We start from the raw sequence: 13,449 nt of genomic DNA, 5'->3' as shown, positions 1-13,449 counted from the left end.
TTTAAACAAGTTTAAATATGTATTTAGAAATTGTATCACCAGAAGCTACTTTGTTCAGTTCAGAAATTGATTCTGTAACGCTTCCTGGTCTTAATGGTGAATTCCAAATATTAAAAGATCACGCTTCTATTGTGTCTCTTTTAAAAGAAGGTACCATTAAAATTAATACACATACACAAAATTTGGTTTTGGATACGTTACACTCTGAAATTGTTCCTCGTAAAGACGATCAGAAAATTTTAACGCTAAAAATCAATTCTGGCACTATTGAAATGAAAGATAATAAAGTAATTGTTTTAGTAGACTAAACGTTATCTTATTACTTGTATAAGATAAAACCGCTTCAGTTGAAGCGGTTTTTTTATATGAACTTATCTAGACTTTTTGTTTTTAACCGAAAATGAGATAAAATTTATATAGATGAGGCGCTTTTTGAAAGGCATAGCAGAGCTAAGTATAAAAAAAGAAACGAAATATAGACGAATTATAGCCATTCCTGCCTGCCGGCAGGTTTTAGGAAATAGAAAAAGTCAAGATGAGTTCTATTTTAAATTGCTACATTTGTTATTATAAATTTTAAATCATTTAATTCATGTCTGATGTTGTATTAAAACTCCATTCTTATTGGGCTTATCTCGTGCTTTTAATTTTAATTATTGCGGTTGTAAATGCATTAATAAAAGTATTTGGAGATAAAGAATACGAGGCTAAAGATTTTAGAATATCGTTATTTACCTTAATAGTATCGCATATTCAATTACTAATTGGGTTAATATTATATTTTGTATCTCCTAAATTCGAATTATGGAGCCAATTAGGTGCTGAGGTTATGAAGAACCCGCTTGCAAGATTGTATTTGGTAGAACATCCGTTAGTGAATATTATAGCTGTTGCTTTAATTACAATAGGCTATTCAAAACATAAAAAGAAGCTAACTTCAAAAGCAAAACTAAAACCAATAGCTATTTTTTATAGTATTGCTTTAATATTATTCTTATCAAGGATTCCTTGGAGTATTTGGTTAGCTTAGAAACAAAAAGAGGCTAAAAAGTCCTTTAAATTTAATTTGTCAGGTTGAGCTTGTCGAAACCGATATTGATTAGCAGTAAGTTAAAATATTTTGATAAGCCCCGATATGACATAGAATTAGACTTTTTAACCTCTTTTTGTTTTATATATTAGTAAAACTAATTGCCTACTTCCTTTATAATATAAACATAAACAGGAAAGTGGTCACTAAACCCATCGGTAAAACCACCATTAGAAAAGCTGCGTTTTGGGTAGCCTTTGTAAGTACCTGATTTGCCAATTAAATAGTTTTTGTTGTAAATGCTAGCTTTATAAAATTGGAATGACGAATAATCTTTTTCAAGTAAAGGTTTGGTAATCATTATTTGATCAAATAAACTCCAGGCATCTCTATGGGCTGTAGTTCCCAATCCGTTTTTAAAGTAATTTTCATAAGGGTTGTAAATGCCTTTAAAACCTACTTTTTCTTTGTCTTTTTCAGTTTTTAAAACTTTTTTAATGCTTTCATTTGTAGGGTCGTCGTTTAAATCACCCATAACAAAAATCTTAGCGTAAGGGTCTATAGCTTGCAGCGAATCTACTAAATGTTTGGTTAGTTTGGCAGCCGCTACACGTTTGGGTCTGCTTTTTGCTTCACCACTGCTTCTTGAGGGCCAGTGGTTTACTATGACATGTATTAAATCGTCTTCCAGTTTGCCACTAACCAGCAATTGGTCTCTGGTATACACACGTTTTCTGGTTTGGTCATCAAATATCTTTAATTCATGGCTGCTTGTAGAAATAGGAGTGAAAAGTTTTTTTTGGTATAACAGTGCCACATCAATACCTCTAACATCAGGCGAGGGGTAGTGTATAATGCCGTAATCTTTACTTCTTAATAAAGTGTCATTAACAACATCTTCTAAAACTTCTCTGTTTTCAACCTCACAAACCCCAATAACGGCAGGCGAGTTGTTGGTGTCCTCTTTACCAATATCGGCTAAAACACGAGCCATATTACTCACTTTCTTTTTGTATACCTCTTCTCTGTTTGTGTTTAGTTTCATAATGGGACTCGCTTCATCAAACTTGGTAGGGTCATCTACAGGATCGAATAGGTTTTCTAAATTATAGAAGGCAATTGTATGTATTTTATAAACCTTTTTTTCTTGTGCGTTAGCTTGTACTATAAAGAATAAAATGAAGGTTAAAAAACAGAGTTTAATTTTTCTCATCAATGAAATGTTGTTAGTATTATTTGGATTACAAATTATAAGCCAAAAGTAAATATTAATTAAATATAATAGTAATTAGATTATTAAACTAATATTATTTAACTTACAACTTTTAATTTCAGTATGAAATTGCTTCAACAAAAATTTGCGTGTAAACACTTATTCAAATAAAGCGATATCATATAACCTTTAAAACAATAGATGTTTACGTATGAAAAAAAGACTATTTATTTCTTTATTTGGAATGTTTTCAATTTTCACGGGTTTTGCACAACAAACCATTGTAAAAGGCAGTGTAAAAGACGCAGTGTCTTTTGAACCAATCCCAAATGTTTCTGTCACTATAGAAGAAACAGATCAAACAACACAAACAGATGCTAAAGGGATCTTTGCGTTTTCTGCAAATGTGCCTTTGGGTGAGCAGGTTTTAAGAATTTCTAAAGTAGGTTATATTACCAAGCGATATTCTATAGTTGTAAATGAAGCCAGAACAGTAAACATTGCCGATATGACTTTAGAATTTGATATTACAAGTTCTCAAGATTTATTTACCATTACCCTTTCCGATGATGAATTGAACGACGATACCAGTGGTTCAGACAACATTTCTGGGTTATTATCATCATCCCTAGATGTGTTTCAACGTACTGCAGCATTCGAATTTAGCTCGTCGTTTTTTAGAGTACGAGGATTGGATTCTGAAAACGGTTCAGTACTGATTAATGGCATTGAAATGAACAAGGTATATGATGGTAGACCACAATGGAGCAACTGGGGCGGATTAAACGATATGCTAAGAAACCAAGAATTGACTTCAGGTTTAACTCCATCGGCGTATAATTTTGGAGGTATTTTAGGAACCACCAATATGAATACCAGAGCCTCCAATTATCGTGAAGGTGGGCAAATTACCTATTCATTTTCCAATAGAAGTTATACCAATAGAGCGATGACAAGTTATGCAACCGGTTTAATGAAAAATGGCTGGTCTATGGCCATGATGGCATCGAGACGTTGGGGTAACGAAGGCTATCAAAATGCCACGTTTTATGATGCCAATTCATTTTTTGTCTCTATAGAGAAACAATTTGGAGATAAGCATAGTTTAAATATCACAGCTATTTACGCACCAAACAGACGTGGGAAATCGTCGCCAAACACTCAGGAAGTATACGATTTAAAAGACATAAAGTATAACGATTATTGGGGTTGGCAAGATGGGGAAAAGCGCAATTCGCGTATAAAAAAAGTAGAAGAGCCCATTTTGATGCTAAACCATTATTGGGATATTTCTAAAAAAACAAAGTTAAATACCAACGTTGGTTATCAATTTGGACAGGTTGGTAATAGTAGGTTAGATTATGCAGGAGGCGCTAACCCAAGTCCAACGTACTACCAAAAATTACCAAGTTATTTTTTGTCAGATCCCGATGGACCTGATACATCTGGAGCCTATGAAGCAGAACAAGAATTTTTAAATAACGGACAAATAGATTGGAACAGAATTTATGACGCCAACCTTACCAACAATGTTACAGGCACAACAGCTGCTTATGTATTGTATGAGGATAGGAATGACGATAAACTACTTACATTAAATTCAATTTTGAATTCAGAAATCAATCAAAATATTATAGTAAACGCTTCTGTGAACTATAAAAAATTGAAATCTGAAAATTTTGGAGAAATTTTGGACTTGTTAGGTTCAAATACGGGGGTCTTAAATGTAGATTCTTTTGATAACTACCAATACGACTCCCAAAATCCAGATAGAGTTGTAGGTGAAGGCGATACATATAGATACAACTACAATTTATTTGCCAATGTTATTTCAGGTTATGCACAAGCACAATTTAAATACAATAAAATCGATTTTTATCTTTCAGGTAGTGCAACAAATACAAGCTACCAAAGAGAAGGTTTATGGGAACACAGTAGGTTTCCGGGGGCGTTGTCTCATGGTAAAGGCGAAGCGTTGACTTTTAATGGTTTTGGTGCTAAAGCAGGAGTTACCTATAAAATAACAGGAAAGCATTTAATAGATGTGAATAGCGGGTATATTACCAAAGCACCATCGTTACGCAATACCTATTCAAACTCCAGAGAAAATCATGATATAGTTAGGAATATAGAAGAAGAAAAAGTAACTGCTATGGATGCAAGTTATATTTTCTGTTCGCCCATAGTAAAAGTAAAATTAACGGCGTACTATTCTAAAATTGAAGATGCTAACGAAGTTGGTTTCTATTTCGCTGATGGTTTAAGTGGAGAAGATATAGAAGATAATGATACTTCAGCTTTTGTTCAAGAAGTGTTACAAGGGATTGATAAAAAGAATATAGGTACAGAATTAGGTATTGAAGCACAGGTAACACCAACTATTAAACTAAAAGGAGCTGCTTCTGTGGGTCAATTTACATATGATAATAATCCAGAGCTGTATTTAACATCTGCTAATTTTACATCATCAAGTGGCTCCATATCTTATGGACAAGCTAATTTGAAAGATTATAAAATTGCTGGAGGACCACAACGTGCCTATTCCATTGGGTTTGAATATAGAGATCCAGATTACTGGTGGTTTGGTGCAACAGCAAATTTTTTCACAAATGCGTATGTAGATATCAATACCTTAACAAGAACTGAGAATTTTTATTTAGATGCTGATGGTTTGCCATTTAACGATTATGATGAAGCTATTGCGAGAGCACTTCTGAAACAAGAAAAATTTGATGATTATATGGTTATAAACCTTGTTGGAGGTAAATCTTGGAAAATTGGTGGCAAGTATATAGGCTTTTTTGCAAGCATAGGAAACCTTTTAGATAAAGAGTACAAAACAGGAGGATTTGAACAAGGAAGAAATGCCAATTACCGTGAATTAAGAGATGATAATGCAAATCCTGCCCGCATATTCGGAAATAAATATTGGTACGTCCGTGGTGCTAATTACTTCGTTAACTTTTACCTAAGATTTTAAAAAAAAAACACTATGAAATCACTACAAAAAAGAAGTTTGTTTACAAACACCCATGAAAATAAAGCGACACCATATTCTGAATTTTGAATTCAGAATAAACAAATAAACGAATAATATTAAAGACTATGAGAACAAATAAAAGTTTAATGTTAATACTGGCTGTAGTGGCTGGTTTTGCTATCACCTCATGTGTACAAGATGATAGTTTTACAGTGCCTAAAAGCTTAGGAAATGATGAGAATGAAGGACTGACAAAGTTATTAGGTAAAATAGAAAGTGGTCAAGTTCAGTTGCAAACCATTGCAGAAGTAAAAAATAACTTTGTTCCATATGAAGCCACTCAAATAATTTCTGAAATTGCAGTAAAAGGTTATGTGTCTTCAAGTGATGAAACAGGGAATTTTTACAAAGAATTCTTTATTCAAGACAACCCAACAAATCCTACTTCAACACTTAAGATTGTTTTAAATCAGGGAGACACTTACAATCAATTCAATATAGGAAGAGAGGTTTATATTTATTTAAAAGATTTATACATAGGCGAAACTAATACAGGTGACGATGTAATAACTATTGGAGGCAAGTTTGATACGTCCGATAACGATATTTTAGCAATGACTGCAAACCAAATACCAGATCACCTATTTAGATCTGCAACAACAGAAACTCTTGTTCCTAAAGAATTAAGTTTATCACAAATTACAGAAGCCCATATTGGTATGTTTGTAAAATTATTAGATGTACAATTTCCAATAGGTTTAGCAGGCCATTCTTATGTAGACCCTACCGATGATTTCGATTCTCAACGACCCATTGAAAGTTGTGGAGATTCAGCATCATTTATTTTGGAATCTAGTTCATTTGCTTCTTTTAAGAATATTATCTTGCCAACTCATGGAAAAGGCACTATATCTGGAATTATTAATAAAACGTATAATGGTTATAATTTAGTAATAAACTTAAATTCTACAGATGATGTGGTTATGGATGGTAACCGTTGCGACCCGTAATTTGAAGATTATCTCTTTACTGGAAACCTTGATAATAACACCTCATTATAAAAAAAGACTGTTTTTGGCGGTCTTTTTTTTGTTAACTGTTTTTGTTTTCGAAAGATATAGAGATAATGAGTACATTTATTGGCTTGTCATTGAACTCATCTTGAGTTTTTGATTTTAATCTAATCTTTTGAATTGAAAAGCGGTTGATCGAAAAATAAGAATAAAGCGCAACCCAACAAAAAAACCTAACCAAAAATGAACACTTTCGATACCCTATTCTACAGCATATTTACCTTTTTCAAACCCAAATACAAACAAAAATCCAATAGTATTGCTATTGCTTATATCTCGATATTGCAATGTGCATTGTTATTGCTTTTGGGTGTTTTCTTTGCGAAATTTTTTAATCAAATGAATGTGACAACCATGAGCAAAGAGAAAGCATGGACGCTGTTTGTTTTGGTTTCAGGATTTGTGTTTTTTAAAAACTGGATGCAGTACACAGGTAAAAGACGCATGATGATACATGCTAAAATGAACAAAAAAATAAAACCACAACATAATATCTGGTTGCTTTTATTGTTACCTGTTGGTGTTTTAGTACTAGTTCTTATTCTTTTTCAAGCAACTTAATCACTTCTTAAAAATAGCATATACAGGAAAATGGTCACTATAACCGCCCATGTATTTTTTGCCAACATAGGTTCTAAAAGGGGTGCCTTTAAAACTACCACTAAAAAGTTTTAGAAAATCATCATCAAAAATATTGGCCATTTCAAATTCAAATGTGTTTGGAGTATTTTCAAAAAAATTAGTAGAAAATATAATTTGGTCAAATAAATTCCATTGACGGTTGTGGTATGTGGTGCCCCTGCTAAAAGAACGTAAAGTTTCCATAGGGTTGTACAAATTAGAAGTTCTAACCAATTGCTTCATACTATTGCTAGAGGGGTCGTCGTTAAAATCGCCCATAATAATAATTTTAGCATCGGCATCTTCTAAACGTAAATTGGCAATTATTTCGGATACTTTATGTGATGAAGCCATGCGTTTAGGTTCTGTTTCTTTTTCCCCTTCACGTCTAGACGACCAATGGTTTACTACAATATGAATAAATTCACCATCCAAAAACCCAGAAACCAACAGAATATCCCTAGTATAATCTGGTGTTCCATCTTCATCAATTAAATGAATTCTAAAAACTTCAGAATGTGTGACTTCAAAAGCAGTCGTATCATATATCAAAGCGACATCAATGCCACGTTCATCTAAAGAATCGTAATGCACATAATTGTAATGACAGTCTCCTAAATGTTTATAGGCTATTAAATCTTGAATGGCTTTCGCGTTTTCAACCTCTGCCAAACCAACAATAGCAGGATGTTTACCTGTTTCTTTTTTTCCAATGTTAGAAATGGCAAAACTTAATTTTCTAAGTTTGTTTTCGTAACGCTTAAATGTCCATTTTTTTGCGGAAATTGGTAAAAAATCATTATCGCCAGTTCGTGAATCGTCATAAAAATCGAATAAGTTTTCAAGATTGTAAAATGCCACGGTTTGTAAATCGTTGCGTACTAAATTGTCTTCAGAATAGTCGGTCATAAGTCAAAATAATCACTAAAAATATAAAAATTAAAGTGAATGCAATTATGTAACTTTGCACATTACGTTTATTTTATGTTAGAAAAGAAAGATATTACTTTAGAAAAAGCCGTTTTAATAGGTATTATAACTAAAGAACAAGACGAAGTTAAATCTCGAGAATATTTAGATGAGTTGGAGTTTTTAACCTTTACCGCTGGTGGTGAGGTAGTGAAACGCTTTACCCAAAAAATGGAAAGACCAGATCCAAGAACCTTTATTGGAACTGGTAAAATAGAAGATGTTCGTAAATATATTGAAGAACATGAAGTGGGTACTGCTATTTTTGATGATGAGTTATCGTCAGCACAGGAACGCAACATTAGTAAAATCCTAAATTGTAAAGTATTAGACAGGACCAATTTAATCCTCGATATTTTTGCGCAACGTGCCCAAACCAGTTATGCCAGAACGCAAGTAGAATTGGCACAATGTGAATATTTACTGCCCCGATTGCGAGGTATGTGGACGCATCTTGAGCGTCAAAAAGGGGGTATTGGAATGCGTGGACCTGGTGAAACCGAAATTGAAACCGATAGACGTATAGTACGTGATAAAATAGCCTTACTTAAAGAAAAATTAAAAACCATAGACAGACAAATGTCGGTACAACGCGGTAACCGTGGTGCTATGGTTCGTGTCGCATTGGTAGGTTATACGAATGTTGGAAAATCGACGTTAATGAATGTAATAAGTAAAAGTGATGTATTTGCCGAAAACAAACTATTTGCAACGTTAGATACCACCGTTAGAAAAGTGGTCATTCAAAATTTACCGTTTTTATTAAGCGACACCGTTGGGTTTATTAGAAAACTGCCTACCCAATTGGTAGAAAGTTTTAAAGGAACGCTTGATGAGGTTAGAGAAGCTGATTTGCTGCTGCATGTGGTAGACATTTCGCATCCAAATTTTGAAGAGCATATAGAGTCTGTAAATAAAGTTTTAGGCGAAATAAAAAGTTCCGATAAGCCAACTATCATGGTGTTCAATAAAATTGATGCTTATAAAGCAGAGCCTTTAGATTCAGATGATTTAGAAACCGAGCGTACCAAAAAGCATTATTCACTAAACGAATGGAAAAGTACATGGATGAGCAAAGTAGGTAATAATGCCTTGTTTATTTCGGCAATAAATAAAGAAAACATCGAAGATTTTAAAAAACGTGTTTACGATGAAGTTCGTGAAATTCATATTACGCGTTTTCCTTATAATAAATTTTTGTACCCCGACTACGAAGACACTTTGTAGTGTGAAATAAAAGCAAATCACTAAATGAATTGGATTTTATCATTATTAAAAAAAAGATGGTTTAAGTGGTTGTTTTTTAGTGGTGCTTCCATTATCGCTTTTTTTGCCATTATATATATAAGCGTATTGTTGGGTTTTTTTGGGAAACTACCCACAAAAGAAGACTTAAGCTCTATAAAGCAGGCTGAGGCGACACGGGTATTAGATAAAGAAGGACGCCTAATAGGGAAATATTATATTTATGATAGGCAACCGCTAAAGTTTGAAGACTTACCCAAACACCTTATTGATGCTTTAATAGCTACGGAAGACACACGTTTTTATGAGCATGATGGGGTTGATAATGTAAGTTTAATGCGTGTATTTTTTAAAAGCATTATTTTACGGGATAAATCGGCAGGAGGTGGCAGTACGATTACACTTCAACTTGCTAAAAATCTATTTGAAAGGAAAGATTATGCCATGTTTAGCATGCTAATCAATAAGTTTAAGGAGTCGATTATTGCCAAACGTATTGAAACCATTTATTCAAAAAAAGATATTTTAACGCTATATATTAACACCGTACCGTTTCCAGACAATACGTATGGTATTGAAAGTGCGTCGCTCAAATTTTTTAATAAGTCGGCATCGGCATTAACGCATTCCGAAGCATCAACACTTGTTGGAACCTTAAAAGCAACCAACTATTACAATCCAAGACTTCATTTGGAGCGCTGTCAATCACGACGAAATGTGGTATTTCGACAAATGCATAAATATGGATATATGTCTCAAGACTCTGTTGATTTGCTTTCTAACCAAAATATAGAGCTGCAGTATAAATCATTTAATCATGATGTAGGATTGGCGCCCTATTTTAGGGCTGAAGTTAAAAAGGAATTAACAGCGATATTGGATACACTTAAAAAGCCGAACGGTGAAGCTTATGATTTGTATACAGATGGTTTAGTAGTTCATACCACTTTAGATGCTACCATGCAGGGACTTGCCGAAACATCTATGAAAGAACACCTCACCGATTTGCAGCATACCCATGAAGCTTCTTTTGGAAAAACAGCACCTTGGAACCATAAAGCCACTGTTTTTGCTTCCTTAAAAAAGCTTCCCGTTTATAAATCATATAAAGCATCAGGATTGTCAGAAAAACAAATAGTGGATTCGCTTTCGGTAAAACGTAAAACGGAATTATTTAACTGGACAGGGGATACGATACAAAATGTTTCTGCAATTGATAGCTTAAAACATTATTTAAAATTTTTAAATACGGGTATGTTGGCCATCGAACCGAGTACAGGAGCTATAAGAACTTATATAGGAGGTATTGATTACCGCTTTTTTAAATACGATCATGTATCGCAAAGTGAACGGCAAGTAGGTTCTACATTTAAGCCTTTTGTATATACGGCGGCTATCGAAAATGGCATGAAACCATGTACGTATTTTTCGTTATCAGAAGTTACCTATACCGATTTTGATAACTGGACACCCACTAATTCTGGTAATGAGACTGGGGATCCATATCTCAATTATAATTTGGAAATGGCTTTAAGTAACTCGGTTAATACCATTGCTGTAAAGGTTTTAAATGAAGTGGGGATAGTGAAGGTTATGGAACAAGCAAATAAAATGGGCATTAGTAAAGAATTGCCCGAACAACCATCACTAGCATTAGGTGTTGCCGAAATAAATTTAAAAGAACTTACAGGGGCTTATGCAAGTTATGTAAATGCGAGTAGAAGTGTAAAACCCTACGCTATTACTAAGATTGAAGATAAAAATGGCAACCTTATTGCTTCTTTTAAGCCTGAAATAAGCAAAGAACAAGCTTATAGCGATTACACAAGGCAGATACTGCTGCAAATGATGCAGTCTACCATAAATGTGGGAACTGCAAGCAGATTACGAACAACCTATAGCCTTAAAAATGACATAGCAGGAAAAACAGGAACCACACAAGAAAATAAAGATGGGTGGTTTGTTGGGATAACGCCCAAATTGGTTACTGTAACTTGGGTAGGCAACGATAACCATAGTATTGGGTTTAAAACTACAGGTATTGGGCAAGGTGCTAATTCGGCATTACCGATTTTTGCTAAATTTTATCAGAAACTGAATGCAGACGCTCAGTTTAATGCCATTACTAATAGTCAGTTTGAAACGCCTTCACAAGAAGTGATAGATGATTTAAACTGCGATTCCGAAAAACGAGATGGATTTCTAAAAAGAATTTTTGGCAGTAAAAAGAAAGCGCGAAAATTTAAAAAGAAATAGAATATTATAATTTATGTAAAAAAGAGACTGTCTTCTAAAAAGTCTAGTTTTAAATTAAATTTAAAGGACTTATAGAAGACAACCTCTTTTGGTTTTTATAAATGAAAAGGGTTAAAATTTATAACTCAACCCAATGGTATAGTAAGTTTGTAAATCGTTATCAACATCATCAAAACCTGTTGCTGTGGCAGGTGTTTGTGCTAAGGCATAGTTTAAAGCCTCTTGTTTGTTGTTTCTCAAGCCAAAATCAAAACCAACACCAATCATTTTCCAAAGCGTGTAGCTAAATGAGTTGTTCCAAGTCCAGTTAGAGTAGTTGCTACTTTTGTAACTTTGAAACATCGATAGGTTTGTTTTAAAGTTAATAGCACTAATTTGTCGGGTATAATCGGCTACAATTTTAGCACCAAGAGACGATTCGAAAACAGTTTCACCCTCACTAAATACAAAGTTATAGTTTAAAGGGTGAATCACCACTATTAAATTATTAATAGGCGTCCATGTAGCACCAATACCTAAATCTAAATAACCAGGATCGTTAAAGTTGTCTAAAATGGTTGTTCTGTATTCCATTAATCCAGAAGCAGCCAATGTTTTAGTGATGTTTCTTCCGTATAAAGATGAAATATTAAAAACATCGGTTGTTGGTTTGAAACTATCGTCATCGGTATCAATATCTTTGTTGTCTAATTTTACCCAGTTTAAATTGGTAGTTAAAGCATTTCTCCAAAAGAATTTTTCTTGGATTAAATTGGCATGACCGTTAAAAGTAAAGCCTATATTACCAGATGAGTTATTTGGAGCCCCTTGTGCATACCATTTGCTGAAGTTGGATAAACTACCTCCAATAGTACCAAATGCACCTACTCTCCAACCTGGTAGGGCATCAATTTGTGCCTGTAAAGCCTTTGCTTCAGCTTGTAAAGCATTTGCTGCAGCTTGTTTTTCGGCTTTTTGGGCCTGAAGTTCTTCTTTTGTTTGTGCGTTTACGGTCACTATACCAATAAAGAATGCAAATAATAAAAAGGTTTTTTTCATTTTTTTAGTGTTTATAGAATGAACTCATCTTGACTTTTTCTATTTCCTAAAACCTGCCTGCCTGCCGGCAGGAATGGTAAAATTTATACATATTTCGTTACTTTTTTTATGCGTAGCGATGCTATGCCTTGCAAAAAGTGCCTTATCTATACAAATTTTATCTCATTTTCGGTTAAAAACAAAAAGTCAAGATGAGTTCAATGGTGCAAATATAATTTTAAATTAAACAAGCTACAATTTATGTCTTAAAATAATTACAGATTAAGAGGCTGTTTAAGTTTTATCCTTTGGCTCTTTTATGTGCCTTTTTCCGTCATACATCAGCTATTTTTCGGTCCATAGCTATGGCTATGAATCTCCCTTGCGGCAGCCTGGCTCCTTCACTAAAAAGGTCTCCCAGACCTTTTTTATACGCTCGACCCTGTCTGACAAAAAAATACCCTATAAAATATTCCAAAAACAAAATTGAAACAGTCTCTAAGGCAGGGTTTTATTGTGAAGTCACATTAAGGTTATTTGTTTTTGTAAAGAGGAACAGACGAGCAGGCTTCACCATACATGATAGATTTTGCAATGGGTTTTAATTTTGAAGCAAGCATGATATAGGCATTTTGAGGTACGGGTTTTTTAGAGCAGCCCTTAATAATCAAGGGTTTATTTGTAAATTCTGTTACATCTAAATTAGCTAAAACATCTTGATAGATAGAAGTTTCTAAAACTTCAAGATTGCCAATGACGGTTTTTTTTGCAAATGGTTCAAGTTGGATACTAATAAGCATATAAGCCCAACCTGGTATAATGGCATCACTACTACAAGTTAATGCTACATAGCAATCTTGGTATCGTGACCAGTCATATTCGGCAACTTGGTTTCTAAAGTCTTTTTCGCGTAACACAAACCCCTCAAAAAGCCAATCTTTAATATCAAACAATATACGGTCTCCTTTAGGATAGTAATCCTCAAGGTTGATAGTCACTAATGCGCTATTTGCAACGCGATTTATTATGTCGTCCTTCAAAATGA

General features: G+C 33.8%; 11 protein-coding genes. 7 read left to right on the top strand and 4 right to left on the bottom strand.

Features of this window, described 5'->3' with window-relative positions; genetic code table 11:
* The first annotated feature begins 17 nt into the window (after positions 1-17).
* Together ACGLWY_RS05100 and ACGLWY_RS05095 are read left to right on the top strand one after the other, a co-directional pair.
* Positions 18-308 (top strand): F0F1 ATP synthase subunit epsilon, encoded by a 291-nt coding sequence (locus tag ACGLWY_RS05100; RefSeq protein WP_396618571.1) that lies wholly within the window; start codon positions 18-20, stop codon positions 306-308.
* Positions 309-592: 284 nt separating this feature from the next.
* Positions 593-1,030: a hypothetical protein gene (locus ACGLWY_RS05095; RefSeq protein WP_396618570.1), complete on the top strand. Its 438-nt coding sequence runs from the start codon at positions 593-595 to the stop codon at positions 1,028-1,030.
* A 157-nt stretch (positions 1,031-1,187) separates the two neighbouring features.
* On the opposite strand, the gene ACGLWY_RS05090 is transcribed toward ACGLWY_RS05095, so the two are convergent.
* On the bottom strand, positions 1,188-2,243 hold the full coding sequence (locus ACGLWY_RS05090) for an endonuclease/exonuclease/phosphatase family protein (protein WP_396618569.1): 1,056 nt from the start codon (positions 2,241-2,243) through the stop codon (positions 1,188-1,190).
* Between the two features lie 211 nt (positions 2,244-2,454).
* On the opposite strand from ACGLWY_RS05090, the gene ACGLWY_RS05085 reads away from it, so the two are divergent.
* The 3 genes from ACGLWY_RS05085 to ACGLWY_RS05075 all read left to right on the top strand — a co-directional run bounded on the left by ACGLWY_RS05085 (position 2,455) and on the right by ACGLWY_RS05075 (position 6,857).
* On the top strand, positions 2,455-5,223 hold the full coding sequence (locus ACGLWY_RS05085; RefSeq protein WP_396618568.1) for a carboxypeptidase regulatory-like domain-containing protein: 2,769 nt from the start codon (positions 2,455-2,457) through the stop codon (positions 5,221-5,223).
* A gap of 125 nt (positions 5,224-5,348) precedes the next feature.
* Positions 5,349-6,233 (top strand): DUF5689 domain-containing protein, encoded by an 885-nt coding sequence (locus tag ACGLWY_RS05080; RefSeq protein WP_396618567.1) that lies wholly within the window; start codon positions 5,349-5,351, stop codon positions 6,231-6,233.
* 246 nt (positions 6,234-6,479) lie between these two features.
* Positions 6,480-6,857 (top strand): hypothetical protein, encoded by a 378-nt coding sequence (locus ACGLWY_RS05075; RefSeq protein WP_396618566.1) that lies wholly within the window; start codon positions 6,480-6,482, stop codon positions 6,855-6,857.
* Here the strand turns inward: ACGLWY_RS05075 and ACGLWY_RS05070 are convergent, their stop codons facing one another.
* Positions 6,858-7,826: an endonuclease/exonuclease/phosphatase family protein gene (locus ACGLWY_RS05070; RefSeq protein ID WP_396618565.1), complete on the bottom strand. Its 969-nt coding sequence runs from the start codon at positions 7,824-7,826 to the stop codon at positions 6,858-6,860.
* A 75-nt stretch (positions 7,827-7,901) separates the two neighbouring features.
* Between ACGLWY_RS05070 and hflX the strand changes: the two genes are divergently transcribed.
* Both hflX and ACGLWY_RS05060 read left to right on the top strand, forming a co-directional pair.
* On the top strand, positions 7,902-9,113 hold the full coding sequence (gene hflX, locus ACGLWY_RS05065; RefSeq protein WP_396618635.1) for a GTPase HflX: 1,212 nt from the start codon (positions 7,902-7,904) through the stop codon (positions 9,111-9,113).
* Positions 9,114-9,137: 24 nt separating this feature from the next.
* Complete coding sequence (locus tag ACGLWY_RS05060; protein ID WP_396618564.1) at positions 9,138-11,387, top strand: transglycosylase domain-containing protein; 2,250 nt, start codon at positions 9,138-9,140, stop codon at positions 11,385-11,387.
* 111 nt (positions 11,388-11,498) lie between these two features.
* On the opposite strand, the gene ACGLWY_RS05055 is transcribed toward ACGLWY_RS05060, so the two are convergent.
* Positions 11,499-12,425, bottom strand: coding sequence for a DUF3078 domain-containing protein (locus ACGLWY_RS05055; RefSeq protein WP_396618563.1), 927 nt, complete (start codon positions 12,423-12,425; stop codon positions 11,499-11,501).
* Between the two features lie 512 nt (positions 12,426-12,937).
* Positions 12,938-13,444 carry a DUF2480 family protein gene (locus ACGLWY_RS05050; protein ID WP_396618562.1) on the bottom strand — a complete coding sequence of 169 codons (507 nt, stop codon included), beginning with the start codon at positions 13,442-13,444 and terminating at the stop codon, positions 12,938-12,940.
* Between the last annotated feature and the right edge of the window lie 5 nt (positions 13,445-13,449).

Origin of the sequence: Mariniflexile sp. HMF6888, assembly GCF_044335535.1 — a bacterium.
Taxonomy (GTDB): Bacteria; Bacteroidota; Bacteroidia; order Flavobacteriales; family Flavobacteriaceae; genus Mariniflexile.
Note: the sequence above shows the minus strand (reverse complement) of the source record. Positions and strands in the feature narration are given on the sequence as shown.

What these genes read in the sequence shown, in the direction of transcription:
- ACGLWY_RS05100 (WP_396618571.1), top strand. Translation starts at nt 18, where the DNA reads ATGTATTTAGAAATTGTATCACCAGAAGCTACTTTGTTCAGTTCAGAA.
- ACGLWY_RS05095 (WP_396618570.1), top strand. Translation starts at nt 593, where the DNA reads ATGTCTGATGTTGTATTAAAACTCCATTCTTATTGGGCTTATCTCGTG.
- ACGLWY_RS05090 (WP_396618569.1), bottom strand. Translation starts at nt 2,243, where the DNA reads ATGAGAAAAATTAAACTCTGTTTTTTAACCTTCATTTTATTCTTTATA.
- ACGLWY_RS05085 (WP_396618568.1), top strand. Translation starts at nt 2,455, where the DNA reads ATGAAAAAAAGACTATTTATTTCTTTATTTGGAATGTTTTCAATTTTC.
- ACGLWY_RS05080 (WP_396618567.1), top strand. Translation starts at nt 5,349, where the DNA reads ATGAGAACAAATAAAAGTTTAATGTTAATACTGGCTGTAGTGGCTGGT.
- ACGLWY_RS05075 (WP_396618566.1), top strand. Translation starts at nt 6,480, where the DNA reads ATGAACACTTTCGATACCCTATTCTACAGCATATTTACCTTTTTCAAA.
- ACGLWY_RS05070 (WP_396618565.1), bottom strand. Translation starts at nt 7,826, where the DNA reads ATGACCGACTATTCTGAAGACAATTTAGTACGCAACGATTTACAAACC.
- hflX (WP_396618635.1), top strand. Translation starts at nt 7,902, where the DNA reads ATGTTAGAAAAGAAAGATATTACTTTAGAAAAAGCCGTTTTAATAGGT.
- ACGLWY_RS05060 (WP_396618564.1), top strand. Translation starts at nt 9,138, where the DNA reads ATGAATTGGATTTTATCATTATTAAAAAAAAGATGGTTTAAGTGGTTG.
- ACGLWY_RS05055 (WP_396618563.1), bottom strand. Translation starts at nt 12,425, where the DNA reads ATGAAAAAAACCTTTTTATTATTTGCATTCTTTATTGGTATAGTGACC.